Origin of the sequence: Micromonospora sp. NBC_01796 (assembly GCF_035917455.1) — a bacterium.
GTDB lineage: Bacteria > Actinomycetota > Actinomycetes > Mycobacteriales > Micromonosporaceae > Micromonospora_G.
The window spans coordinates 116,726-140,115 of sequence record NZ_CP109078.1 but is presented as its reverse complement, the minus strand read 5'-3'; the positions used below and the strand labels follow the sequence as shown (position 1 = coordinate 140,115).

The 23,390-nt window shown below is 69.3% G+C and carries 26 protein-coding genes; 7 read left to right on the top strand and 19 right to left on the bottom strand.

The features are described from left to right. Window positions 1–7 precede the first annotated feature (7 nt). Window positions 8–697: an urea ABC transporter ATP-binding subunit UrtE gene (gene urtE, locus OIE47_RS00635; RefSeq protein ID WP_326562958.1), complete on the top strand. Its 690-nt coding sequence runs from the start codon at window positions 8–10 to the stop codon at window positions 695–697. A 51-nt stretch (window positions 698–748) separates the two neighbouring features. On the opposite strand, the gene OIE47_RS00630 is transcribed toward urtE, so the two are convergent. From OIE47_RS00630 to OIE47_RS00590, 9 genes are all read right to left on the bottom strand, one after another. Continuing rightward, window positions 749–1,588 carry a GDSL-type esterase/lipase family protein gene (locus OIE47_RS00630; RefSeq protein ID WP_326559495.1) on the bottom strand — a complete coding sequence of 280 codons (840 nt, stop codon included), beginning with the start codon at window positions 1,586–1,588 and terminating at the stop codon, window positions 749–751. A 315-nt stretch (window positions 1,589–1,903) separates the two neighbouring features. Next, window positions 1,904–2,575 (bottom strand): DUF998 domain-containing protein, encoded by a 672-nt coding sequence (locus OIE47_RS00625; RefSeq protein WP_326559494.1) that lies wholly within the window; start codon window positions 2,573–2,575, stop codon window positions 1,904–1,906. A gap of 76 nt (window positions 2,576–2,651) precedes the next feature. Next, a complete protein-coding gene (locus OIE47_RS00620) occupies window positions 2,652–2,975 on the bottom strand; it encodes a DMT family transporter (RefSeq protein ID WP_326559493.1) in 324 nt (107 codons plus the stop codon). A 150-nt stretch (window positions 2,976–3,125) separates the two neighbouring features. Then, window positions 3,126–3,911, bottom strand: a complete 786-nt coding sequence (locus tag OIE47_RS00615; RefSeq protein ID WP_326559492.1) for an urease accessory protein UreD — start codon at window positions 3,909–3,911, stop codon at window positions 3,126–3,128. Further along, window positions 3,911–4,762 (bottom strand): urease accessory protein UreG, encoded by an 852-nt coding sequence (ureG, locus tag OIE47_RS00610; protein ID WP_326559491.1) that lies wholly within the window; start codon window positions 4,760–4,762, stop codon window positions 3,911–3,913. The genes OIE47_RS00615 and ureG overlap by 1 nt, the downstream gene beginning before the upstream one ends. Further along, window positions 4,752–5,414, bottom strand: coding sequence for an urease accessory protein UreF (locus OIE47_RS00605; RefSeq protein ID WP_326559490.1), 663 nt, complete (start codon window positions 5,412–5,414; stop codon window positions 4,752–4,754). The genes ureG and OIE47_RS00605 overlap by 11 nt, the downstream gene beginning before the upstream one ends. A 5-nt stretch (window positions 5,415–5,419) precedes the next feature. Further along, the gene (locus OIE47_RS00600) at window positions 5,420–7,120 is read right to left on the bottom strand and encodes an urease subunit alpha (protein ID WP_442792126.1); all 1,701 of its coding nucleotides are present in this window, start codon (window positions 7,118–7,120) and stop codon (window positions 5,420–5,422) included. A 5-nt stretch (window positions 7,121–7,125) separates the two neighbouring features. Continuing rightward, on the bottom strand, window positions 7,126–7,575 hold the full coding sequence (locus OIE47_RS00595; RefSeq protein ID WP_326559488.1) for an urease subunit beta: 450 nt from the start codon (window positions 7,573–7,575) through the stop codon (window positions 7,126–7,128). A gap of 40 nt (window positions 7,576–7,615) precedes the next feature. Then, complete coding sequence (locus OIE47_RS00590) at window positions 7,616–7,918, bottom strand: urease subunit gamma (RefSeq protein ID WP_326559487.1); 303 nt, start codon at window positions 7,916–7,918, stop codon at window positions 7,616–7,618. Between the two features lie 229 nt (window positions 7,919–8,147). On the opposite strand from OIE47_RS00590, the gene OIE47_RS00585 reads away from it, so the two are divergent. Further along, window positions 8,148–8,741 (top strand): YbhB/YbcL family Raf kinase inhibitor-like protein, encoded by a 594-nt coding sequence (locus tag OIE47_RS00585; protein WP_326559486.1) that lies wholly within the window; start codon window positions 8,148–8,150, stop codon window positions 8,739–8,741. Between the two features lie 69 nt (window positions 8,742–8,810). Here OIE47_RS00585 and OIE47_RS00580 read toward each other — a convergent pair whose 3' ends face one another. From OIE47_RS00580 to OIE47_RS00570, 3 genes are all read right to left on the bottom strand, one after another. Further along, window positions 8,811–9,413 (bottom strand): hypothetical protein, encoded by a 603-nt coding sequence (locus OIE47_RS00580; RefSeq protein WP_326559485.1) that lies wholly within the window; start codon window positions 9,411–9,413, stop codon window positions 8,811–8,813. Next, window positions 9,413–10,288: an ATP-binding cassette domain-containing protein gene (locus OIE47_RS00575; RefSeq protein WP_326559484.1), complete on the bottom strand. Its 876-nt coding sequence runs from the start codon at window positions 10,286–10,288 to the stop codon at window positions 9,413–9,415. Before OIE47_RS00575 ends, OIE47_RS00580 begins: the two co-directional genes overlap by 1 nt. Before the next feature lie 66 nt (window positions 10,289–10,354). Further along, window positions 10,355–10,549 (bottom strand): DNA-binding protein, encoded by a 195-nt coding sequence (locus tag OIE47_RS00570; RefSeq protein ID WP_326559483.1) that lies wholly within the window; start codon window positions 10,547–10,549, stop codon window positions 10,355–10,357. Between the two features lie 83 nt (window positions 10,550–10,632). Here OIE47_RS00570 and OIE47_RS00565 point away from each other — a divergent pair, with 83 nt between their 5' ends. The 3 genes from OIE47_RS00565 to OIE47_RS00555 all read left to right on the top strand — a co-directional run bounded on the left by OIE47_RS00565 (window position 10,633) and on the right by OIE47_RS00555 (window position 12,766). Beyond that, a complete protein-coding gene (locus OIE47_RS00565) occupies window positions 10,633–10,911 on the top strand; it encodes a hypothetical protein (RefSeq protein WP_326559482.1) in 279 nt (92 codons plus the stop codon). Next, the gene (locus tag OIE47_RS00560; RefSeq protein WP_326559481.1) at window positions 10,908–11,177 is read left to right on the top strand and encodes a hypothetical protein; all 270 of its coding nucleotides are present in this window, start codon (window positions 10,908–10,910) and stop codon (window positions 11,175–11,177) included. Before OIE47_RS00565 ends, OIE47_RS00560 begins: the two co-directional genes overlap by 4 nt. A gap of 764 nt (window positions 11,178–11,941) precedes the next feature. Continuing rightward, window positions 11,942–12,766 carry a DNA-methyltransferase gene (locus tag OIE47_RS00555; RefSeq protein ID WP_326559479.1) on the top strand — a complete coding sequence of 275 codons (825 nt, stop codon included), beginning with the start codon at window positions 11,942–11,944 and terminating at the stop codon, window positions 12,764–12,766. On the opposite strand, the gene OIE47_RS00550 is transcribed toward OIE47_RS00555, so the two are convergent. From OIE47_RS00550 to OIE47_RS00520, 7 genes are all read right to left on the bottom strand, one after another. Next, the gene (locus OIE47_RS00550) at window positions 12,746–13,372 is read right to left on the bottom strand and encodes a ScaI family restriction endonuclease (protein WP_326559478.1); all 627 of its coding nucleotides are present in this window, start codon (window positions 13,370–13,372) and stop codon (window positions 12,746–12,748) included. The genes OIE47_RS00555 and OIE47_RS00550 overlap by 21 nt on opposite strands. Before the next feature lie 916 nt (window positions 13,373–14,288). After that, window positions 14,289–15,077: a DUF1684 domain-containing protein gene (locus OIE47_RS00545; RefSeq protein ID WP_326559477.1), complete on the bottom strand. Its 789-nt coding sequence runs from the start codon at window positions 15,075–15,077 to the stop codon at window positions 14,289–14,291. Continuing rightward, window positions 15,074–15,934 (bottom strand): ABC transporter ATP-binding protein, encoded by an 861-nt coding sequence (locus tag OIE47_RS00540; protein ID WP_326559476.1) that lies wholly within the window; start codon window positions 15,932–15,934, stop codon window positions 15,074–15,076. The genes OIE47_RS00545 and OIE47_RS00540 overlap by 4 nt, the downstream gene beginning before the upstream one ends. Then, window positions 15,931–16,731 carry an ABC transporter ATP-binding protein gene (locus OIE47_RS00535; RefSeq protein ID WP_326559475.1) on the bottom strand — a complete coding sequence of 267 codons (801 nt, stop codon included), beginning with the start codon at window positions 16,729–16,731 and terminating at the stop codon, window positions 15,931–15,933. The genes OIE47_RS00540 and OIE47_RS00535 overlap by 4 nt, the downstream gene beginning before the upstream one ends. Beyond that, window positions 16,728–17,630, bottom strand: a complete 903-nt coding sequence (locus OIE47_RS00530) for an ABC transporter permease (protein WP_326559474.1) — start codon at window positions 17,628–17,630, stop codon at window positions 16,728–16,730. The genes OIE47_RS00535 and OIE47_RS00530 overlap by 4 nt, the downstream gene beginning before the upstream one ends. Further along, entirely contained in the window at window positions 17,627–18,589 is a 963-nt protein-coding gene (locus tag OIE47_RS00525) for an ABC transporter permease (RefSeq protein WP_326559473.1), read from the bottom strand. The genes OIE47_RS00530 and OIE47_RS00525 overlap by 4 nt, the downstream gene beginning before the upstream one ends. 120 nt (window positions 18,590–18,709) lie before the next feature. Beyond that, on the bottom strand, window positions 18,710–20,272 hold the full coding sequence (locus OIE47_RS00520) for an ABC transporter substrate-binding protein (RefSeq protein WP_326559472.1): 1,563 nt from the start codon (window positions 20,270–20,272) through the stop codon (window positions 18,710–18,712). A 413-nt stretch (window positions 20,273–20,685) separates the two neighbouring features. Between OIE47_RS00520 and aspS the strand changes: the two genes are divergently transcribed. Further along, window positions 20,686–22,494 carry an aspartate--tRNA ligase gene (aspS, locus tag OIE47_RS00515; protein ID WP_326559471.1) on the top strand — a complete coding sequence of 603 codons (1,809 nt, stop codon included), beginning with the start codon at window positions 20,686–20,688 and terminating at the stop codon, window positions 22,492–22,494. 5 nt (window positions 22,495–22,499) lie between these two features. Beyond that, a complete protein-coding gene (locus OIE47_RS00510; RefSeq protein ID WP_326559470.1) occupies window positions 22,500–23,321 on the top strand; it encodes an SDR family oxidoreductase in 822 nt (273 codons plus the stop codon). Window positions 23,322–23,390 lie beyond the last annotated feature (69 nt).

The following is a 23,390-nucleotide window of genomic DNA, read 5'->3' as shown; positions in this document are numbered from 1 at the left end:
GCTGCGGGTGTCGGGACTGGACGTCGCGTACGGGCGGGCGCAGGCCCTGTTCGGGGTGGACCTGTGGGCGCCCGGCGGGTCACTGGTCTGCGTGATGGGACGCAACGGGGTCGGCAAGACCACCCTGCTCAAGGCGATCATGGGTGTGCTGCCGGCGAAGAAGGGCAAAATCGAGTTCGGTGACCGGGACATCACCCGCCTCAAGACCCACGAGCGGGTACGCCTCGGCCTCGGCTACGTGCCGCAGGGGCACGAGACCTTCCCCCAGCTCACCGTCTGGGAAAACCTCCAGGTGGCGCTGGAGGCGTCACCCGGCGGCGGCGACAAGAGCGCGGTGGACGAGGCGCTGGACCTCTTCCCGGCCCTGCCACCGCTGCTGCGCCGCCGGGCCGGTTTCCTCTCCGGCGGCCAGCAACAGCAACTCGCCATCGCCCGGGCCCTGGTCACCCGGCCGAAGATGCTCCTGCTCGACGAGCCGACCGAGGGCATCCAACCGTCGATCATCCTGGAGATCGAGGCCGCGATCGAGCGGCTGCACAGCGAACTGGGACTGGCGATCCTGCTGGTCGAGCAGTACCTCGAACTGGCACTGCGGATCGCCGACCGGTTCGTCATCCTCGACGCGGGCGAGGTGGCCCGCTCAGGCGAGCGCGCCGATCTCCAGGACGAGTCGGTGCACCGCCTGCTCGCCGTCTAGCCCGTACGGGGCGGCCGTCCGCACGGTCGGCCGCCCCGGACCGGGAACCTGCTACCAGCCGAAGCCGGCGGCGTACGTGACGTTGGCCAGGACCTGCTGACCGGTGGCGTTCGGGTGGAAGTAGTCCCAGCTCGAAAGCTGGTTCAGCGCGAACGGGTAGTTGAACACCGCGTTGTTGTCGAACTTGCAGTTGGCGCCGTACGCGGCACAGGCGGCGGCGAGCTGGGCGTTGTAGTCGACCACGCGCTGACGTACCCGGTTGCGCCGGTCGACGTCGGCCTGCGCGTTCGAGGTCGGATTCGCCAGCATCGACTGGCAGATGCCGAACAGCGACCACGCCGTACGGGCACTGCCGCTGTCCCGGCCCACCGACCAGAGCCGCTGGATGTCCGGCACGCTGATCACGTACACCCGGGCGCCGGGCAGGCCGGACTTCAGCCGGTTCAGCCCGGCGTCGACGTTCGCCCGGAAGGTGCCGACCGTCGTCATGCTCGACTCCGAACCGGTGCAGGCATCGTTGGCGCCGATCAGCACGGTCACGTACTGGACCCCACGGGAGACCGCGCTGTTGGCCTGACCGAGCAGGTCCGCCGAGTCGGCCCCGGTCTGGGCGTCGTTGTGGTTGCGACCGTTGATGGCCGGGTTGACGGCCCGGATACGCAGGTAGTGGGGGTTCACCGACGAGTTGTCGCCGGTGCTGAACGAGCGCGAGGTGCAGTCGACGTACCAGCCGCAGGCGTTGAAACCGCGGGTGATCGAGTCACCCAGGCTGGACATCGAAGCGGGCGGGGGACCGGGGGCTGCGGCGGCGGGGACGGCGCCGACGACAACCGAACCGATCAGTACGGCAAGAGCGGTGAGCAGGGGCAGGGTGCGCCGGGAGAGGGACATGGGGGCCTCCGGATCACGGGTGCCTGACGGTGGTGGTGCTGGGTGCCGGGAATCATATAGACGTCCATCGCTGCACACAATGTGTCGGCGACACCCTCGGCCTGCTCGTGAAGTGGTGATCCAACCTCTGGGGCGGTGGTGATCCGGCCCTTGGGCGGCGGTGATCCGGCCCTTGGGCGGCGGTGATCCGGCCCTTGGGCGGCGGTGATCCGGCCCCTCGGGCAGCGGCGATTATGCCCCTCGGGCGGCGGTGGTCGGGCGGCGGTGGTCGGGTGGCTCAGTCTCGCGGGTGGTGCTCGGTTCGGCGGGGTCGGCTCACTCGACCGGGCTTGGTTCGGTCGCCGAGTCGGTCCCGGCGGCCGGCAGCGCGGACGGGGCCAGGCGGGCGCTGATCGCCACCACCATCGGCCAGATCGACTCGGCCCCGGCGGCGAACCGCTCGGTCAGCCCGATCCACGGGCCACGACTGAACATCTCGACGCCGAACCAGGCACAGAGCCCGATCGGGACCAGGCTCGCGATGATCGCGGCGGGTCGGCGTACCGCCCAGGGGCGGGGCGCGGTCGGGTCGGCCCAGGTCGGCCAGAACCGGTCCCGCAGTGCCACCGTGGATGCCAGCGGCCAGAGGGCGAGCGCGACGAAGGCGGTCCCGGCGACAAACGCGTGCTCGTCCGAACCGCCGTTCTCCGGTTGCGGAAACAGTGCCACCAGGCCGGTGGCGATCCCGCCGAGGGCGAGCAGGGCCCGGCCCAGCACCCCGGCCAGCACCAACCCGATCGCGGTGACCAGGTAGCAGGCCCCGGCGGCGGCCAAACCGAGCTGCATGATCCACGGGTCGGTCGCACCGGGCCCGGCGAGCACGCTGATGGTGTCGAAGACCGGGTCGTAATGGTCGGGTTGACGAGCCGCCCCGGCGGTCCAGCCGCCGATCAGGAAGAACGGGGCACCGATGGCGGAGAGTAGGGCCCACCACGGCACGGGTCGCATTCGGTCACCGTACTGCGGAGCATCGGTGCAGGTCCGGCGATTGCGGACGGTCGTTGAGCCCTAGTGGGCGGCACTGTCAGTGACGCGCGCCCAACTCCAGGGCGGCCACTCCGGCGATCACCAGCACCAGCCCACCGACCTGGATCCAGGTGAGGCTGTCACCCAGGAACGCGGCACCGATCACCGCGACCAGGGCCACCCCGATGGCCGACCAGACCCCGTACGCGACACCGACCGGCATCCCCCGCTTCAGCACCTCGGCGAGGAGTACGAAGGCGATGATGTAGCCGATCACGACGATCACCGACGGAACCAGCTTCGAGAACCCCTCGGAGATCCGCAGCGCGATGGTCGCGCTCACCTCGCTGAGAATCGCGGCACCCAACAGGATCCAGATCATGCGCGTCCTCCCGGTTTCCGGCCTCGAACGCGAACCCTATTTCCTTCCGCGATCACCGCGAAGCGGAACCCCTCCCTCCGGACCCGCCGCCTCGAGCGGATCCTCGATCGTCGGCTGCTCAGCCCTGTGACACACCCACCGGAACAGGGTTCAGCAGCCGACGATCCCGGCTGGCTCGGGGCTCGCGGTGGCCAACTCGGGGTCACCACGCATGGCGCCCCGGACCGTGGCGAGGTCTGGGCCGGTCGCGTTGACAAGTACGGCCGGTCCGCCGGCCAGTGGCAGCCGGGCGGCGTACGCTCCCAGCGGTGCCGCCTCCGGCAGCCCGCTCCCGGTCCAGGTCGGGTCGACCCGCAGGAGTGTTCCGGTGACCCGTGCACCGCCGAGCCCCGCCGGACCCGCCCAGCCCGGCGCCCTCGGCCCCACCGCCAGTTCGTTGCGCAGCAGCGTACGGCCGGCGTAGCGCACGGTCGTGCTGATCCGTACGTCACCGACCGGCTCGCCGTGCCGCCCGCAGACCAGCTCCTCGCGCCAGACCAGGGCGGCGCCCTCCGCCAGCTCCAGCACCGAGCGGGAGAGGTGATCACAGCGCGCGGCCCCGATCAGCGGCTCGGGCAGCCACCGCAGCCGACCTCCCGCCGCCACCCGTGCCACCACCTCCAGCAGGGACTGCCCACCGCCCGCCCCCGGCAGCGCCAACGACGCCGCCACGGTCCGTACGCACAGCAGCGCGCCCGCGCCCACCTCGATCTCGATCCGTAGCCGGTCCCCGCCGAGCGGTCCGGCCGCGCCCCCGACCAGGTGCACCTGCACCTCGCCGGGGTCGCCATCGGGTCCGGTACGCCGCACCAGCAGCGGAGCCTCCCCGCGCAGCTCGGTCAGCCTCGTTCCCCGCGAGCCGTCCGCCACCGCCACGATCCGGGCGACCGCCCGCATCAGTACGAGGCCGGTCGCCGCGTAACCCCGGTCCGGTCCGAGTCAGTTTGCCGCACGACGCTGCCGTGGTCCGAGTCGGTTTGCCGCGTGAGGCCACTGCTGTCCGGGGTGGTGAGTGGCGGCACCCGATTCGCGACGAGGGTGCGTACCCAGTCGGCGACGGGGGTTGCCGAGCGGTCCTGGACCAGGGAGAGGAAGACGGTCGGCAGGTCACCCCGGCGGGCCCCCGCGTCCCGGGCCATCACCGACAGGTCGGCCCCGACCAGCGGCGCCAGGTCCGTTTTGTTGATCACGAGCAGGTCGGCGCCGGTGACCCCGGGCCCGCCCTTGCGTGGCACCTTGTCACCGCCGGCCACGTCGACCACGAAGATCTGCTGGTCGATCAGCCCCTTGCTGAACGTCGCGGTCAGGTTGTCGCCGCCGCTCTCCACCAGTACCAGGTCCAGCGGCCCGAGCGTCGCCTCCAACTCCTCGACCGCGTCGAGGTTGGCGGAGATGTCGTCCCGGATCGCTGTGTGCGGGCAGCACCCGGTCTCCACCGCCCGGATCCGCTCGGCCGGCAGGACACCGTGCCGGAGCAGGAAGTCCGCGTCCTCGGTGGTGTAGATGTCGTTGGTCACCACCGCCAGCCGCAGCTCCGCCGACAGCGTCCGGCACAGCGCCGCGACCAGCGCGGTCTTGCCGGAACCGACCGGCCCGCCGATTCCGATCCGCAACGCCCGACCACCATCGGCCGATGATCCGGCCAGCGGCGGATGCGGATCTACGCCCGGATCGGGATGGGTGTGCGGCGGCTCGTCCGGGTCGTGCACGTGCGGCGTACCGGCCGGGTGAGAGGTATCAGGATGCAAAGAGACGCACCTCCTGGCTCGCGTGCAGTTCGGCGCCGATCTCCAGCAGGACAGCGGAGTCGGCAGGCAGGTCGTCGACCGGATCATCCACCCGGCCGGCAGCGTCGGCCGCCAGCCGGTCGCATTCGCCGGCCAGACCGGCAAGCAGGGCATGGACCGCGTACGGGTCAAGACCGAGCAGGCGTACGGCGGCGCTGGCCGGACCACTGACCGACCCGTACGCACCGGCCACCGCCGCCTCGGTCGGGCCCAGTCCGGCGGCAGCCGCCACCAGGCCGAGCGCCACCGGTTGGTGCAGACCGGCCGGGGAAACCCCGACCGGCAGCGCCACCGGGCCGAAGATCGCCCGTCCGGCGCGTACGAGTGCCCTGCCCTGGGCACGCGACGCCCGCCGCAGCGCGGGTGAGGGCGTACGCGCGTCCAGGCCGTCGTCCAGGTCGGCGGCCGGCACCCGGCCGGCGCAGGCGCTGGCGGCGAACGCCGCGCCGACCCGGCCCGTGGTGGCGAGCCGGCCCCGCAGGAACTCGGCCAGCCCGGCCAGGTCCCGCAACCTGCCCGAGGCGACCGCCGACTCCAGCCCACCGGAGTGGGCGTGCGAACCGGCGGGCAGCCGCCCGTCGGCGAGCACCAACAACGTGGCCAGCGAGGACATGTCGGCTAGAAGAGGAAGTAGCGCTGGGCCATCGGCAGCTCCGTCGCCGGTTCGGGCTCGATCACCGCGCCGTCGATCCGGACGGTGAACGTGTCCGGCTCGACCTCGATCCGGGGGAGCGCGTCGTTGAGCGGCATGTCCGCCTTGCCGCGCGACCGGACGTCGGCCACCGGGGCGAGCCGTCGACCCAACCCGAGCCGCTCACCGAGCTTGTCCTCGATCGCGGCCGGCGCGACGAACGCCAGGCTGGTCTGGGCCGGCGCGGTGCCGTACGCGCCGAACATGGGGCGGGGCAGGACCGGTTGCGGGGTCGGGATCGAGGCGTTGGCGTCACCCATCTGCGCCCACGCGATCATGCCGCCCTTGATGACCAGGTGCGGGCGTACGCCGAAGAACACCGGATCCCAGAGCACCAGGTCGGCGAGCTTGCCCTTCTCGACCGAGCCGACCTCGGCGTCGATACCGTGCGCGATCGCGGGGCAGATCGTGTACTTGGCCACGTACCGCCGGGCCCGCTGGTTGTCCGCGGCCCCGTCACCGGGCAGCGAGCCGCGCCTGGCCTTCATCACGTGCGCGGTCTGCCAGGTACGCAGGATGACCTCGCCGGCCCGCCCCATCGCCTGCGCGTCCGACCCGATCATCGAGATCGCCCCGAGGTCGTGCAACACGTCCTCGGCCGCCATCGTGCTCGGCCGGATCCGACTCTCCGCGAACGCCAGGTCCTCCGGCACGGTCGGGTTCAGGTGGTGGCACACCATCAGCATGTCGAGGTGCTCGTCGAGGGTGTTGCGCGTGTACGGCCGGGTCGGGTTCGTCGACGACGGCAGCACGTTCGGCTCGGCGGCGACGGTGATGATGTCCGGCGCGTGCCCGCCACCCGCCCCCTCGGTGTGATAGGCGTGGATCGATCGGCCGCCGATCGCGCGCAGCGTGTCGGCGACAAAACCGGCCTCGTTCAGGGTGTCGGTGTGGATCGCCACCTGCACCCCGGAGGCGTCCGCGACCCGCAGGCAGGCGTCGATCGCGGCCGGGGTGGTGCCCCAGTCCTCGTGCAGCTTGAAGCCGCCCGCGCCGCCGCGCAACTGCTCCCACATGGACTCTTCGCGGACCGTGTTGCCCTTGCCGAGCAGCAGTACGTTCACCGGCCACGGGTCGATCGAGGCCAGCATCCGGGCCAGGTACCAGGCGTTCGGCGTCACCGTGGTCGCCTTGGTCCCCTCGGCCGGGCCGGTGCCACCACCCATGATCGTGGTGATCCCGCTGGCCAGCGCCGTTTCCAGGATCTGTGGACAGATCAGGTGTACGTGACTGTCGATCCCACCGGCGGTCAGGATCTTCCCGTTACCGGAGATGATCTCGGTGCCCGGTCCGATGACCAGGTCGGGGTGCACACCGTCCATGGTGTCCGGGTTGCCGGCCTTGCCGAGCGCCACGATCCGACCGTCCCGGATTCCGACATCCGCCTTCACGATGCCCCAGTGATCGAGCACCACCACACCCGTGATGACCGTGTCCGGCGCACCCTCGGCCCGGGTAGCCATCGACTGCCCCATCGACTCCCGAATCACCTTCCCCCCGCCGAACACCGCCTCGTCCCCGTACCCGCAGCGGTCCTCCTCGACCTCGACCAGCAGATTCGTGTCCGCGAGCCGAATCCGGTCCCCGGCCGTAGGCCCATACAGCGCGCCATACCGCCGCCGATCCATCGTGCTCACACCACACCCCCGCTGCCGCCCGCGCCGCTGCCCGGCTCGCCCTCGCTCGCCTCGTTGATCATGAAGTTAGCGACGGTTTTCGGCCTGAAATCTGCGCTAACTTCATGATCAACGCGCTGGTCGGCGCGCTGGTCGACTGGGTCGAGGGGGCCGGCGGAGGCGGAGCGGAGGCCGGGGACTGTGCGGGTGCCGGCTAGGGGGATCAGGGGTACGTCGCGGGTGATGCCGGGTTCGAAGCGGATGGCGGTGCCGGCGGGTACGGCGAGTCGGTGGCCCCAGGCGGCGGATCGGTCGAACTCCAACGCCGGATTCGCCTCGGCGAAGTGGTAGTGCGAGCCGACCTGCACCGGCCGGTCGCCGGTGTTGCTGACCGGCAGGGTCAGCACCGGTCGACCGGCATTGATCTCTATGTCGCCCGCACCAGGAAGCACCTCGCCCGGGATCATGTGGTCCACCTTCCCAACGGAGCCGCTGCGGGCCCCTGGCCTACGAGATCGGGTCGTGTACGGTCACCAGCTTCGTACCGTCCGGGAAAGTTGCCTCGACCTGCACTTCGGGCAACATCTCGGGCACCCCTTCGAGGACGTCCTCGCGGCCGAGCACCCGCCGGCCGGCGTCCATCAGGTCGGCGACGCTGCGACCGTCGCGCGCCCCCTCCAAGAGGAACGCGGTGATCACCGCCGTCGCTTCCGGGTGGTTCAGCCGTAGCCCACGTTCTCGCCGGCGCCAAGCGACGTCGGCGGCGACGTGGATGAGCAACCGGTCCTGCTCGTGTCGGGTGAGGAACAACGCAGTACCTCCGGACAGGGGAGCGAACATTGTGGATCGTGCCAGTCGCAGGTAACGCAGGTGTTACGCGGTATGGCCGCTGCTCACGGGGCTTCGCGACCCGGTCGGTCCCGGTAGCTTCGTCGATGTACGCAGCATTGCCACGTTAACGGGGGAGAGGACACGGGGGATGGGACAGCGGTCGGTTGTGGAACCAGGGCGGCCCATACGGGGAGGCCGGCTACGGGCGGTGACCCGGTCGGCCAGCCTGATCGTACTGGTGGTGGTCGGCTCGCTGCTGACCGGATGCGGGCAGGACACTGCACCGACGCCCGATCCGACATCGGCGCCGAGTCTGACGCCGACGCCGGATCCGATGACGTCGGCCGGTCCGGCGAAGACGATCACGGTCACCAGTTCGGCCTTTGCCGAGGGTGCGCGGATACCCGAGCGGCACACCTGCAAGGGCGGCAGCGAGCGCCCGCCGCTGGCCTGGTCCGGTGACGTCGGGGACGCGGCCGCGTTCGCGGTCATCGTCGACGACCCGGACGCACCGGGCTTCACGTACGTGCACTGGATCGCCTACGACATCCCGGCCGCCACGAAGGAGATCCCGGCCGGTGACCTGTCAGCCGACCTGCTCCAGGCGTCGAACTCCAACGGTGGCGCGACCTGGACTCCGCCCTGCCCGCCCAGCGGCGTTCACCGCTACCAGTTCACCGTGTACGCCCTGGAGAAGAAGATCGGCTTGCCGGCCGGCACCGAAGCCGGCGAGGCGCGTAAGGCGATCGAGGCGGCGGCGATCGGTACCGGCACCCTGACCGGCCTCTACGGCAACCCCTGACCTCACGGGCGATGTGTGGGCGCGGCACACGGTTCCGGCGCGCCAGCGGCGAACGCGCCGAACGACTGGTCAGTCGCCGGTCAGGTCGCGGCGGATGGCGATGACCGCGCCCACCAACGCCAGGACCGCCCAGGCGGCGGCGATCAGCAGACTGTCGCGCTCACCGGCACCGCTGCCCAGGAAGGCGGAGAACGGCAGCGGTGCCTTCAACCGGCCGACCAGCCCCTCGATGAAGACGAACCAGCCCGCGCACCCCAGGAACAGCCAGGTCGGACGACGCACGATCGCCGCGGTGGCGGCACCGAAGACGGCCATGATCGGCACGACGGTCAAGGTGTACCGGTACTGGGTCACGTCACCCTTGGCGAGCACGGTGGCACCGCTCACCGCGGCGACTCCCGAGGCGACGACCACGCTCGCGATGACCTGGGCGACCAACACCAGCGCCCGCTTCGGCTGGGCCAGGTAGAGCAACACCACCGTACGGTGCTGGTAGTGCTGGGCGACGGTCATCACGGCCAGCCCGAACGCGCCGAGGCAGGTCAGCAGCACCCATGAGTCGACGTTGAACGAGCCGAACAACGCGCCGACCGTGCCGAGGATGGCTATCGAGATCCAACTGGATCGGATCGTCGCCGCTCGGTAGAGCTCACTGCGTACGGGAGCGATCATCAGGCGGCCGCCAGGTCGAGGAAGATCTGTTCGAGGTTCGGGGCGTCGACGGTCAGCTCGTAGATGGGCACCTGCGCACCGAACGCGATCTCACCTGCGTCCTCGGGGGACAGTCCGACCACTTCCAGTGCGTGTCCGTCCGTGGTCACACTGCCACCGGCATCCTCGAACGCCCGCCACAGGCGTTGCGGGTCGCGGCCGCGTACCCGAAGCTTGCGGGTTGTGGCGCCGTAGAGGCTGGCGAGCGGTGCCGTACACCTGACCTGGCCTTTGGCGATAATCACCACGTCATCGATGAGCTGCGCCAGCTCGGCCAGCAGGTGACTGGAGATGAGTACGGTCCCACCCTCGCGAGCGTGGTCGCGCAGCAGTTGACGAAGCCACGCGATGCCCTCCGGGTCGAGCCCGTTCGCCGGCTCGTCCAGGATGAGCACCGCCGGATTTCCCAACAGCGCGGTCGCCACCGCGAGACGCTGGCGCATCCCCAGCGAGTAGTCGCCGCTGCGCTGGTCGGCGGCGTACGCCAACCCGACGTACTCCAGCAGGGTGTCCGCACGGGACCGGGGTGCACCGGCCGCGATCGCCTGGGAGATCAGGTGCGCCCGACCGGTCTGACCCGGATGACTGATGCCCTGTTCGAGGACCGCGCCGACCTGTCGCAGCGGATGCGCGAGGTCACGGAACCGCTTGTTGTTGATCAGCGCGTCGCCGGACGTCGGTCGGCTCAGCCCGAGCAGCATCCGCAGCGTCGTGGTCTTGCCCGAGCCGTTGAGCCCGAGAAACCCGGTAACCCTGCCCGGTACGGCAGTGAAGCTGACACCGTCCACGGCTCGCACCCGGCGATACTGCTTGGTGAGTTCGAGGGCCTGGATCATCGCGCCCATTATCGCCAGGAGCCCGTCGGAACCGCAGCCCCGCAGTCCCGGCCAGGCCCGTCGCGGTCAGCCCGCGTCCGAGCCGTCCATCCGCCGGTTCCGCTTCTCGGTGTACGTGCGGACGTCTGCTGCCGACCAGATGCGGCCCACGGTGAGGGTGGCGATCGGAGCGGGGAAGTCAGCTCGATCGACCAGGATCGCGGCTCGCTGGCGGCTGACCCCGAGGAAGTCGGCCACCTCGGCGAGCGCCATCACCTGCATCGGCGCACCATCCGACGAATGGAGTTGGCAAGTTGCCAATAGGGGGGTTGACGAGTCGTCAACCCCTTGCGAAGCTCGTCGGTATGCCCAAGCGGAGAGCGCTTAAACCGATCCCCCTGGCACCCACCCACCGCTGCACCTGGCGCAGGTTCCGTCGCTGGTGTTCCTGTGGCCTGCGCTGGGCGTCCTGCCCCGACCGCCGCACACCGGTCCCGTACGAGCCCCAGTCGGGTCCCGCCATCCGCCCCGACCGGGACAACCGCCCGAACTGGGACGCGCTCACCGTCGCCAACCCCCGTGTCGGCCGCCCCAGCTACCCCACCCCCGCTCAGCGCTGGCGCGCGAACGGCGGTCGCTGGTGACCACCCCGCCACTACGGCAACGCCAACATCTCCCGCTGCGCCCGCTCTGGATCTGCCGGACCGGCGCCGCCCCCTGGCCTTGCGCCCCCGCCCGCCTCCACCTCTGGCATGAGTACGCCCACGACCGCGTCTCGCTCGCCATTTACCTCTCGACGGTCCTGCATGAGGCTGCCGCCGACCTCTACCGCCTGAAGCCGAACCCCGGCCCTGACCCGGCGGACCTGTTCGCCAGATTTCTCGGCTGGACCCGCCGCCACCCAACCTGATGTCACCCGGATCGGTCAGGTGCAAGGGCCTCCAGGGCAGGACTGTAAACCCGTTGCGGAAGCTTCAGAGGTTCGAATCCTCTACCCACCACGAGACGTGGAAACCGCCTCTGACTAGTAGGAACGGCTCCGGCGGAGGTCGGGGCGCGGTCATGATTTTAGCCGGCAGATCTTCAGCCCAGTGGGGCAAAATCTCGCGTACAGGTCGACTCGTTCGTCGCCCACCAGGTCACAGTCACGATCAAGGCTGTACCCTCTCGGCATCGTTGGTCATTGCTGGGCGGTGCTGGTCGGCATCTGACGGTCCAACGACGGCCCAGACGGCCCAGCGACGGTCCAAGGCCGGCCGGCAAGTGGACGTCGAAACGAGACGCCGCAGCCCCGTCGGGGGCGCGAACCTGCGTGGTCAACGCCTGTTGCTGGTCATCGGTGAGCGCATCCACGAGTCAGCCCGGGTGGGACTTGCTGTCGATTGGTCGTATCCGTGCTCTTGGCTCGAGCTGCCTCGCCCGGTCGGAAGGCCCTACAAACTTTCCTGCGTGTCTGTGTGTCTGTGTGTCTGCCTGTCTGCCTGCCTGTCCTGCCGGGCGTCCCCTCACCGCCCGATCCTTCAAGCACGAGGCGTAGTGGGATTACTACAAGGGAGTCACCGTCGGCGTGTAGTGGTGGCTACCGTGACTGAAACATTTGAGGAAGTAAGGTAATGCGGGGCACGCCCTGGAAGCTACAGACAGTAATCGATGTGCGGCAAGGAAGGTAGCCTGGTGCGGCAGCTTGCGGAGATCAAAGCAGAGTTGGGAACCCCGTACTACGAGTCGGAAGATGTACTCCTTTATCAGGGCGACTGCACTGCGCTCATGGAGCGACTGAGTCAGCCAAGCTTCGACTTGACAATGACAAGCCCGCCCTACAACATTGGTAAAGAGTACGAAAGGGTCCTCCCTCTTGCCGATTACGTTGCCTGGTGCGGCAAGTGGATGAGCAGAATCTATGACCTGACTCTTCCATCCGGATCTTTTTGGCTAAACGTCGGATACGTATCCGTAGCGGACCGAGGCAAAGCGGTGCCACTACCGTATCTGCTATGGGATCAAAGTCCGTTCTACCTGCTTCAAGAAGTGGTATGGAACTACGGTGCCGGCGTAGCTTCGCGCAAGTCGTTCTCGCCTCGGAACGAAAAGCTTCTGTGGTACGTGCGCGATCCAGAAGGCTACTACTTTGATCTGGACCCGGTCCGCGACCCTGACGTCAAGTATCCAAACCAAAAAAAGAATGGGAAGCTTAAATGCAATCCTCTCGGAAAAAATCCAAGCGACGTATGGCAGATTCCAAAGGTTACCTCAGGAACCAACCGGGCAAGCCGGGAGCGGACACCGCACCCGGCCCAGTTTCCATCAGCTCTCGTTGAGCGCGTGATTAAATCTTCCAGCCCGATCGGTGGACTTGTGCTTGATCCTTTCGTTGGTTCAGGAACCACTTGCGTTGTGGCCCGGCAGCACAAAAGAGTGAGCGTAGGCTTTGATCTCCGGTCAGACTACCTGGACCTTGCAATTACGCGCTTAGAGGCGTCAGAACAGCAGCTCTTCTGAGTCTGCGGTGTAGAGAACAAGCAGCTGATTATTGTCCACGAGTGCAGGGAGAGCCGACTGTTGTCCAGTCTCTGCCCTCTGTGCCACCCAGTCCGTGTGGTCCAGCCAGCCGAATCTAATCATCAGGATCCGAGGAATTCTGTTGCTGTCGGCGGGCCATTTCTCGAAGTTCACCGTTAGGTAGTAGCCGTCCTTGGCTTTCTTTCCTGTGCCAGGGTTGTCCACGCCGAAGCTTCGGTTACCAAAGATCTGGCTCGGATGCGAGGACGTCTTAATCTCGATCGAGTATCGTTCGTCCGGGACGTAGACGAGATCTTTGTCACGTGCGGCGAGCTCTGCTCGCCAACCCGAATGGGTTCTTGCCAGTTCCAGGGGGATTAGTGCGTGTAGCAGGAATCCCATCACCTGTGGCGTCGGCTTGATCTCTCGACCAATGTGGAATCCGCTGCCGAGCCGTGAATGGAAGATTGACTCCCAGCTTGCAAGTACCGTCCTCACCAAATCTGGTCCACTCAGTGGTTGGGCGGCAAGCAGACTGCGGGTGACGCTTGGCCAGTCGCTGAAGTCCTCGCCGAAGTAGGGTGAGCTGGGAGTCTTCGGCCGCATAGCCGGACCACCCCCGCGTGCTCCAGGACGTGCTTGCCGTACCCAGGACGGCCATGTGCTTTCAGACATGGGTTGCAGCGAACTACAAGACAGCCTGCTGATCAAGCCAGCAATCCGAGCGGTCGTCGGAACGGAGTGTCGGCTTCACGACCCTCGTTCAACGGGGGCATGTCCGCTGCATGGGCGTTGCAGCAGCTCCCACACTGCGGGTAGGCCATCCCGTGCGCCGTCGACTCGCACTCCTTTCGGAGGGGGCGCCACGACAAGCGGGCCCTGATGCCCGTACGGACGCTGGCGCCTCGGGCGGTGGTCTGCTCGGCTCCGACTGGGCCGATGGCGCACGGGATGGCTTCGCACCTCGACCACCCCCGGACCCGGCGGCGTCCATCGGCGCCGGAGCCGCTGGCATTCCGGGGCCGATGGATCCCCCGGCCCCGGTATTCAGCAGTAATCGCCAACCTCGCACGCCTCCGGCAGCTCGCCAACGGCGCGGCGTGCGTCGAGCACGCGACGCGGCTCTTGCCCGCCCGGCCTGCTCATCAGCATCTCTTACTTCAACCCTGTCGTCTCCGGCGGACCAGTGGGCTTCCGCCTTTCGTGCCAGCCGCCGCGCGTATTGCGCGGCCGGAGTCGGAGCGTCAGCGGAGTGACGGACGCGCCCAGGCGGCTGCGTGCGGCCCGTTCAGGGCCGCCTTGAAGGCGTACAGAAGGTTGCACAACCTGCCGGCAGCCGGCATGTCCTGCGGTAGATGCTTTCCAAACACCTTCGTTTCATCCGATGCTTGACGCGACTCGAACGGCTCCGTCGGCTAAGAGTGCCAGGCGGCCCCTGGCAGAAAAACCATTGCTGTGGCACGTACCTCGGAAACTCCGGCGTGCACCTAAGGGTCTACGACCACCCAGGAGCGCAACAGCGTCAGGCGTGGGTGCGTACGCGTTGTTCGCCGGCTTCTACCGGGAAGGGGAGGATGTTTTGGCGCGGCGGGAGGGGGCAGATGAAGGCGTCGGAGAAGGCGCACGGGGGCAGCTCCACCCGGTTGAAGTCCAGCGTCACCGGCCCCGGACCGGTCGGCAGCGGTACGAACAGGAAGCGCGAAGCCGCGTACGACTGCTTGCCGCTCGTGGCGTCCCGGAAGGTCAGGTGCGCCTCGCCCACGTGACCGGTGTCGAGCCCCACCATCTCCACCTCGTGACCGTCCACCGCGAACGAGAACGTACCGATCACCTGGTAGTCGACCTCACGCCCCGAGTTCGTGTGCACGATGTGCTCGGTCGTGTCCACCTCCGCCGGGCGGAACTCGGCGGTCACCACCCACGCGGGATCAGGCGCGAACGAGTCGATGCCGGCGAAGGTCCGTACCCCTTCGGAGTTCGGGTCGTAGGTCCGTACGGCGGTGTCGTTGCCCCGGCGGATGAGGACCAGCGCGACATCGCCCACGGCGAGCCACTGGCCGTCGCGGAGCACCGCCTCGGTGACCGGCTCGCCGTCGACGGTGAGCCCGGCCGCGTCGGTGACCCGGACGACTCCGTTCTCGACCGACCAGCGTCCCGGCACACCCTCGATGACCGTCTCGTCGGAGATCCAGTTGGTGCCGGTCAGGGTCAGGTCACCACCGGGGGAGGAGACCTTGGTTTCCCGCTGGTCGTGCCACTTCCGCCACTCGTCGGCGAAGTTGTCGCTGGTCACATCGGTGTCGACGCTCATGCCGTCTCCTCGGTTCGTGCAGTCGGAAGCGCCGCCTCGCCCGGAAGGGCCGCCGCGCTCGGAAGCAGATCAGCCCTACCCGGCGGGGCAACCAGGTCGGCGGGGAGTTGGGGGATCGCGGCCAGCAGCGCGCGGGTGTAGTCCTGGGTCGGTCGTTCGAGCACGGTCGCGGTCGGGCCGGACTCGACCACCCGTCCGTGCCGCATCACCAGCACCTGCTGGCAGAGTTGGCTGACGATCGCCAGGTCGTGCGACACCAGCACCAGCGTCAGCCCGAGCGTGTCGACCAGTTCCCGTAGCAGGTCGACGATCTGGAGACGTACGGAGACGTCGAGTGCGCTGACCGGTTCGTCGGCGAGCAGCAGCCGAGGTGACGGGGCAAGCGCTCGGGCGATGGCGATGCGCTGCCGCTGACCGCCGGAGAACTCGTGCGGGTACCGGCGCCCGTCGTCGGGATGCAGGCCCACGGCGGTCAGCACCTCGGCCACCCTGTCCGCCCGTTCCGCCCGGTCCTTGCCGATCTTCAGCGACCGGAGCGGCTCGGCGACGATCGCACCGACCGACATCCGGGGGTTCAGCGACGAGCGCGGGTCCTGGAAGACCACCTGCACCTGGCTGCGGAACTCCCGCCGAGGCACCTTGCCCAACGGCTGCCCACCGAAGAGAACCGAACCCGAGGTGGGCCGGTCGACCCCGAGCAACAGGCGCAGCAGCGTGCTCTTGCCCGCACCGGACTCACCGACGATGCCGAGGCTCACGCCACTGTCGATGGTGACATCCACCTGGTCCAGCGCGGGCCGGGGACGCCCGGCGTACTGACGGGTCAGCGAACGACCGGCGAGCAGTTCGGCGCTCATCGTTCAACCGTCCCAACCGTCAGGCGGGTCACCTGGGCCGCGCTGGTGACCAACTGCCGGGCGTACGCGGACCGGGGGCGGCGCAGGACGTCTTCGGTGGCGCCGGACTCCTCCACCCGACCGTCGCGCATCACGATCAGCCGTTGCGCCAGGTTGGCCACCACCGGCAGGTCGTGGCTGATGAAGAGCAGCGCCACCGAGGTCTCCTCGATCAGTTCGTCGAGCAGGGCGAGGATCTGCGCCTGCACGGTCACGTCCAGCGCGGTGGTCGGCTCGTCGGCGATCAGCACCCTGGGTCGGCAGGCCAGGGCCATCGCCAGGGCGACCCGCTGCCGTTGACCCCCGGAGATCTCGTGCGGCAGGGCCCGTACCAGGCGTTCCGGGTCGGGTAGGCCCACCCTTTCGCACCAGTGGACGGCCTGTGCCTGCGCGTCGGTCCGGTTCAGGCCCCGGTGCAGGCGCAGCGGGCCGGCGATCTGTCGGCCGATCGGCATCAGCGGGTCGAGCGCGGTCAGCGGTTCCTGGAAGACCATGCTGACGGTGTTTCCGCGTACGCGTCGCCAGTCGCGGTCCGGTGCGGCGATCAGGTCGCGGCCGTCGACGGTGATTGTGCCGCTGACCCGCATGCCTTCCGGCAGCAGACCGAGCAGGGCGAGTGCGGTCAGCGACTTCCCGGACCCCGACTCGCCGATCAGGCCGACCCGGTCGCGGGCGGCGAGTTCGACGTCCAGGTCCCTGACCAGGGTGCGGTCGTCAAGGGTGACGGTGAGGTGTTCGGCGGCGAGGATCGTGGTCATCGTTTCACCGCCCGTCGGTTGCGGCGCAGTTGCGGGTCGAGGGTTTCGCGCAGGCCGTCGCCGAGCAGGTTCACGCCGATCACCGCGATGGCGACGGCGATGCCGGGCATCAGCACGTTCCAGGGGGCGACGCTCACCGTCGGCTGGGCCTCCTGGAGCATCCGACCCCATGACGGTGCCGGCGGCGGGGTGCCGAGACCGAGGTACGACAGAGACGCCTCGGCGATCACCGCGATCCCGAACGCCAGGGTGGCCTGGACCAGCAGGGTGTGCCAGATGTTCGGCAGCACGTGCCGGATCAGGATCATGATCGGCCCGGTGCCGGAGGTCCTGGCCGCGAGGACGTAGTCCTGGGTGAAGATCCGGCTGGCCGAGATCCGGGTCAGCCGGGCCACCTCTGCGCAGACTCCCACCCCGATCGCGATGATCGCCACCAGGGTCGATGCCCCGTAGACGGTGACCAGCAGCATCGCGAGCAGCAGGGTCGGGAAGGCGATCAGGATGTCGACCACGCCGATCACGGCGTCGTCGGCTATCCGGCCACCGGAGGCGGCAAGCAGGCCGAGCGGCAGGCCGAGTGCGAACGCCACCGCGACTGCGGCCGTGCCGACCCAGACGGCGGTCCGGGCGCCGAGCATGAGCTGGGTGAACTGGTCGCGGCCGAGCCGGTCCGTGCCGGCCCAGTGGTCCGACGACGGGCCGGCGAGCCGCCCGCCGGGGGTGGCCTGGTCCAGGGCGTACGGTGTCCAGAAGAGGCTGACCAGGGCCAACGCCAGGATCAGGCCGAGCAGCACCGCCCCGGCGACCAGGGACGGTGACCAACCCCGGCGCGCGCGAGCACCGGCCACCACCGGGGCTTCCGGTGGCGCGATGGTCGGGTCCAACAACGGTACGGTCACGCCTGACCTCGCAGTCGGGGGTCGATGAGCCGCTGGATCAGGTCCACGGCGAGGCCGAGCAGCAGGACGGTGGCGGTCATCAGGAAGACCGCGCCCTGCACCACCGGCAGGTCCCGGGACTTCACACTGGTCAGCAGGAGGCTGCCGAGGCCGGGCAGGGCGAAGACGCTCTCGATCACCACCGTGCCGAGCAGCGAACCGGCGAGCAGGACCCCGAGGACGTTCACCACCGGGGCGGCGCCGTTGCGCAACCCGTGCCGCCACAACGCCCTCGGCAGGCTGTAACCGAGCGACCGGGCGGTCCGGATGTACTCCTGGTTGAGCACGTCGAGGGTGGCCGACCGGACGTACCGGACCAGCAGGGACGCCTGGGCGATGGTCAGCGTGACCACCGGCAGGACCAGCGACTGCACGGCGGCGCCGGGGTCCTGCCAGCCGTCGCGGGGGAAACCGCCCGGCGGCAGCCACCGCCACTGCACGGCGACCAGCCAGACGACCACGATGCCGACCCAGAAGATCGGCAACGCGATCCCGAGCTGGGCCAGGCCGGAGACCGCGACCCCGGCGGCGTTGCGGCGGCGCAACGCCGCGAACACCCCCACCGGTACGGCGATCAGGATCGAGGCCACGAAGGCGCTCAGCGCCAGCGGCAGGGTCACCGGCAGCCGGTCGACGATCTGTTCCAGCACCGGCGTACGGGTGAACAGGCTGTCCCCGAGGTTGCCGGTGAACAGCCCGCCGAACCAGTCGCCGTACTGGGTGAGCAGGGGGCGGTCGGTGCCGAGCTGGTGGCGGATCGCCTCGATCTGCTCCGGTGGCGAGCCGACCGCGAGCAGGGTCACGGCCGGGTCGCCGGGCAGCACCCGGAGCAGGAAGAAGACCGCCGAGCCGGCCAGGAACAGCGAGCCGACCAGCCAGCCGAGTCGGCGGAGCAGGTATCCGAGCATCGTCAGCCCCACCGCCGTCCCTGCGAACGCCTCAGCCGAAGCCGAGACCGGAGCCGGAGCCGAAGCGGCCGAGGGCCGGCCGGTGACCCGGGGGAGCGGGTACCGGCCGGCCAGGGCGCGCTGACGGGGGAATCAGCGCTGCTTGCTGATCGGGGCGACATAGAAGCTGTCCGTGGTGAGGTTCTTCTGGTAGCCGCTGACCGCGCTGGACGCGATCTTGATTGCCGGGTCGAGGTAGAGCCAGTCGCTCGCCGCGTCCTCGGAGATCTGCCGGGCGACCTTCTTCAACAGCTCGGTCTGCTCGGCCTCGGTGGCGGCCGTCTCGGACTGCTTCACCCACTCCTGGACCTGCGGGTTCTTGTACTGCCAGTAGAAGTCCGGGTTGCCGTACCAGACCAGGTCACGCTGGTTGACGTGGGTCATGATCGTGGCCTGGAAGTTGTGGTTCTTGTAGACCTTGTCGGTCCAGGTGGCGTCGTCGATCGGGTTCAGCGTGATGTTGATGCCGGCCTGGGCGAGCTGGCTCTTCAGCCCCTGCGCCACGATGTTGATCGAGTCGGACGGCACGTAGTCCACGGTGAACGACAGCCCACCGGCGAAGCCGGCCTTGGCCAGCAGCGCCTTGGCGCCCTCGACGTTGTGGTCGTCGATGCTGGTCAGGTCCTCGTACCAGGGGTCGGTCGGCGGGACCATCGAGCCGAGGATCTGGCCGCGCTCAGCCCAGACGGCGGTCAGCAGCGCCTTCCGGTCGGTCGCCTGGCGGATCGCCTTGCGTACGTCCACGTTGTTGAACGGGGCCACCGAGTCGTTGAAGTTGAACAACTCCTTGGTGGTCGAGGTGCCCTCGACGATGGTGAACTCGGGCCGGTTCTCGAACTGGGCGAGCACGTCCGGGCTGGTCACCTGGGTCACTAGGTCGAGTTGGCCGGCGAGCAGGGCGTTGTTCTCGGCGGTGGTGTCCTTGAAGAAGCGGTACACCACCTCCTTGTTCTTCGCCTTGTCGCCCCAGTACTTGTCGTTGCGGACCAGGTTGATCGAGTCGCCCTGCTTCCAGGTGCCGACCGTGTACGGCCCGGTACCCACCACGGTCGTCTCCGGGTTGCCGGCGCCGGGCTTGGTCACCGCGGCCCCGGTCGAGGCCAGGTAGAACAGGAACGACTGCGACCGCTGGCTGAGCGCGATCTTCACCGTGTTGTCGTCCGGCGCCTCGATCGTCTTCATGATCGAGAGGTCCTTCTTCCGGGCGCTGGTCGACTCGTCCGAGGTCACCCGCTTGAGCGTGGTCACCACGTCGGCCGCCTTCAGTGGGGTGCCGTCGGAGAAGGTCACCCCGGACTGGAGGTGGAACGTGTACGTGGTCCCGTCCGTCGAGACGTCCCACGACTTCGCCAGCAGCGGCTCGACCTTGCCGTCATCGGTCAGCACGGTCAGACCCTCGACCACGTTGCGCAGCAGCACCTGGGCGTGACCGGTGTTGCCGCCCTTGACGGTGTTCAGCGTGGTCGGCTCGTTCAGCGAACCGATCGTGATCGTCGCGTCCGGGTCGGCGCCACCGGCGCTGCCGGACGGGCCGTCGGACGAGTTCGAGCAGGCGCTGAGCAGCAGGGCGCCGATCGCGGCCCCCGCCGTGACCAGGCCGAGCCGGCGACGGAAGTGACGTACGGGGGAGCGTCCCCCGGATGGGCTGGACGACATGTGCTGGCTCCAGGTGTGGCGGGCCACGATGACGACGGATCGGCACCGTTTGCGAGGGTTATCGGAGGGGCCGTACGCGCCGGCCGGTGCGCGGCACTGGGCAGCCGGCGGCCGGGGAAAAGTCTGTGTGCTGACGACGAGACGGTCAGCGACAACAACAGCCGCGTACCGGCGCGACGCCGGCCATGCGCCCAGCACACTGGGACGGATACGCGACGCTCATGTCAGGGACCATACCCGCGATCTTGCATTCCCTACCAATCCGATCGGAGTAATCTTGGCCACGTTTTGCCAGGGTGGCACGGGTGGTCGGGGGAGCGGGCCGGGGCTGTCCGGGGGAGGGCACCGGGCCGGCCGAGCCGCCCTGACAGAATGCAGGAGCCACATCCTGGACCCATGAGGAGAGCCCTGCCGTGATCCGTACCCATGACGCCGGCAGCCTGCGCGCGACGCACGCCGGCAGCACGGTGAAGCTCGCCGGCTGGGTGGCCCGCCGGCGCGACCACGGCGGCGTGATCTTCGTCGACCTGCGCGACTCCTCCGGCGTGGTCCAGGTCGTCTTCCGCGAGGGCATGGAATCCGCCCACGCGCTGCGCAACGAGTTCTGCGTCCTGGTCACCGGCGAGGTCACCCGCCGCCCCGAGGGCAACGACAACTCCGAGCTGCCCACCGGCGAGATCGAGGTCACCGCGAGCGAGCTGGTCGTCCTCTCCGAGGCCGCCCCACTGCCGCTCCCGGTCGACGACCAGGTGGCGGCCGGCGACGACATCCGGCTGCGCTACCGCTACCTCGACCTGCGCCGCAGCGGCCCGGCCAACGCGCTCAAGCTCCGCTCGAAGGCCAACCAGCTCGCCCGGGGCGTGCTGCACGACCGCGACTTCCTGGAGATCGAGACGCCGACCCTGACCCGGTCGACGCCCGAGGGCGCCCGCGACTTCCTGGTGCCCGTGCGCCTCCAGCCCGGCTCCTGGTACGCCCTCCCGCAGTCCCCGCAGCTGTTCAAGCAGCTCCTGATGGTCGGCGGGATGGAGCGGTACTACCAGATCGCCCGCTGCTACCGGGACGAGGACTTCCGCGCCGACCGGCAGCCGGAGTTCACCCAGCTCGACATCGAGATGTCCTTCGTCACCGAGGACGACGTGATCGACCTCGGTGAGGCGATCGTCACCACCCTCTGGCGCGAACTGGCCGGGCACCAGATCAGCTCCCCGATCCCGCGCATCACCTGGCACGACGCGATGAGCCGGTACGGCTCCGACAAGCCCGACCTGCGCTACGGGGTCGAGCTGACCGAGCTGACCGACTACCTGCGCGGCACCGAGTTCCGGGTGTTCGCCGGGGCGATCGACGCCGGCGGCTACGTCGGTGCGGTGGTCATGCCCGGCGGTGCCGGCCAGACTCGCAAGGAACTCGACGGCTGGCAGGACTGGGCCAAGTCGCGCGGCGCTCGCGGCCTGGCGTACGTGGTGCTCGACGCGGAGACCGGCGAGGCCCGGGGACCGGTGGCGAAGAACCTCTCCGAGGCGCACCTCGGCGGGCTCGCCGACGCCGTCGGCGCCAAGCCCGGCGACGCGGTCTTCTTCGCCGCCTCTACCAACCAGCGCGAGGCACAGGAACTGCTCGGCGCGGCGCGGGTCGAGATCGCCAAGCGGTCGAACCTGATCGACGAGTCCGCCTGGGCGTTCTGCTGGGTGGTGGACGCGCCGATGTTCGAGCGCACGGACGAGGGCGGCTGGACCGCGGTGCACCACCCGTTCACCTCCCCGAACGCGGACTGGGAGGGGCGCTTCGAGGAGGCACCCGACCGGGCCCTGGCGTACGCGTACGACATCGTCTGCAACGGCAACGAGATCGGCGGCGGCTCGGTCCGTATCCACCGGGGCGACGTACAGAGCCGGGTCTTCGACCTGCTCGGTATCACGCCCGAGGAGGCGACGGACAAGTTCGGCTTCCTGCTCGAGGCGTTCAAGTACGGCCCCCCGCCGCACGCCGGCATCGCGTTCGGGTGGGACCGGGTCTGCATGCTGCTCGCCGGGGCGGAGTCGATCCGCGAGGTGATCGCCTTCCCGAAGACCCGTGGCGGGTACGACCCGCTGACCGGGGCACCCACCCCGATCACCGGCCAGCAGCGCGCCGAGGCCGGCATCGACGCCAAGCCGAAGCCGCCGACCCCGGCACACGCCGGCACCGCCGGGGTGGCCGCACCGGTCGAGCCGGTCTGAACCCGTTGACCCTGCTGATCGTCGGGGCCAGCGGTTACCTCGGCGGCGAACTCTGCCGCCGGGCGGTGACCGCTGGTCTCCGGGTCGTCGGGACGTACCACCGGGCGCCCGGTGCGGTCGACGGTGTCGACTGGCAACGGCTGGACATCAACGACCGGGCCGCCGTGCGTGCGCTGGTCACCCGGGTACGCCCGCAGGCCGTGATCGGTACCGCCGCCGTCTACGGACAGTGGGCGGTCTGCGCCGACGGGGCCGGCCATGTCGCGGCTGCCGCCGCCGAGGTGGGCGCCCGGCTGGTGCACCTGTCCAGTGACGCCCTGCACGGCGGACGCCCGGAGCCGTACGCCGACGACGAGCCGCCCACCCCGGTCTACCCGTACGGGGCGGCGAAGGCGGCCGGCGAAACCGCCGTACGGCTGGCCGCTCCGCAGGCGGCGCTGGTGCGTACGTCGCTGATCGTCGGCGACGAGCGGAGCAAGCAGATCCGGCTCTGCCTGGACGCCCTCACCGGTGCACCGGGAGTGCGCCTGTTCACCGACGAGTTCCGCTGCCCGGTGGACGTGGGGGACCTGGCGTCGGCGGTGCTGGAACTGGTCGACTCGGACTACGCCGGGGTGCTGAACGTGGCCGGTGCGGACCCGGTGAGCCGGGCCGAACTGGGTCGGCTGGTGGCCCTGCGCTACGGCCTGGACCCGGCAAAGCTCGCGGTGACCACGATCGCCGCCGCGGGTCAGCCCCGCCCCGCCGACGTACGCCTGGACAGCTCCCGCGCGGCGGCCCTGCTGAAGACCCGGCTGCGCGGCGTACGCGAACTCCTCGCTTCCTGAAACTCTCCCGTAGCTCTCCCCGAGAGGGCAGCTTGCAGAAAACTTCTGCATAGGGGTTGTGCATAGATT

What these genes read in the sequence shown, in the direction of transcription:
- OIE47_RS00630 (WP_326559495.1), bottom strand. Translation starts at nt 1,588, where the DNA reads ATGTCCCTCTCCCGGCGCACCCTGCCCCTGCTCACCGCTCTTGCCGTA.
- OIE47_RS00625 (WP_326559494.1), bottom strand. Translation starts at nt 2,575, where the DNA reads ATGCGACCCGTGCCGTGGTGGGCCCTACTCTCCGCCATCGGTGCCCCG.
- OIE47_RS00620 (WP_326559493.1), bottom strand. Translation starts at nt 2,975, where the DNA reads ATGATCTGGATCCTGTTGGGTGCCGCGATTCTCAGCGAGGTGAGCGCG.
- OIE47_RS00615 (WP_326559492.1), bottom strand. Translation starts at nt 3,911, where the DNA reads ATGCGGGCGGTCGCCCGGATCGTGGCGGTGGCGGACGGCTCGCGGGGA.
- OIE47_RS00605 (WP_326559490.1), bottom strand. Translation starts at nt 5,414, where the DNA reads ATGTCCTCGCTGGCCACGTTGTTGGTGCTCGCCGACGGGCGGCTGCCC.
- OIE47_RS00600 (WP_442792126.1), bottom strand. Translation starts at nt 7,120, where the DNA reads ATGGATCGGCGGCGGTATGGCGCGCTGTATGGGCCTACGGCCGGGGAC.
- OIE47_RS00595 (WP_326559488.1), bottom strand. Translation starts at nt 7,575, where the DNA reads ATGATCCCGGGCGAGGTGCTTCCTGGTGCGGGCGACATAGAGATCAAT.
- OIE47_RS00580 (WP_326559485.1), bottom strand. Translation starts at nt 9,413, where the DNA reads ATGATCGCTCCCGTACGCAGTGAGCTCTACCGAGCGGCGACGATCCGA.
- OIE47_RS00575 (WP_326559484.1), bottom strand. Translation starts at nt 10,288, where the DNA reads ATGATCCAGGCCCTCGAACTCACCAAGCAGTATCGCCGGGTGCGAGCC.
- OIE47_RS00570 (WP_326559483.1), bottom strand. Translation starts at nt 10,549, where the DNA reads ATGCAGGTGATGGCGCTCGCCGAGGTGGCCGACTTCCTCGGGGTCAGC.
- OIE47_RS00565 (WP_326559482.1), top strand. Translation starts at nt 10,633, where the DNA reads ATGCCCAAGCGGAGAGCGCTTAAACCGATCCCCCTGGCACCCACCCAC.
- OIE47_RS00550 (WP_326559478.1), bottom strand. Translation starts at nt 13,372, where the DNA reads ATGCGGCCGAAGACTCCCAGCTCACCCTACTTCGGCGAGGACTTCAGC.
- OIE47_RS00545 (WP_326559477.1), bottom strand. Translation starts at nt 15,077, where the DNA reads ATGAGCGTCGACACCGATGTGACCAGCGACAACTTCGCCGACGAGTGG.
- OIE47_RS00540 (WP_326559476.1), bottom strand. Translation starts at nt 15,934, where the DNA reads ATGAGCGCCGAACTGCTCGCCGGTCGTTCGCTGACCCGTCAGTACGCC.
- OIE47_RS00535 (WP_326559475.1), bottom strand. Translation starts at nt 16,731, where the DNA reads ATGACCACGATCCTCGCCGCCGAACACCTCACCGTCACCCTTGACGAC.
- OIE47_RS00520 (WP_326559472.1), bottom strand. Translation starts at nt 20,272, where the DNA reads ATGTCGTCCAGCCCATCCGGGGGACGCTCCCCCGTACGTCACTTCCGT.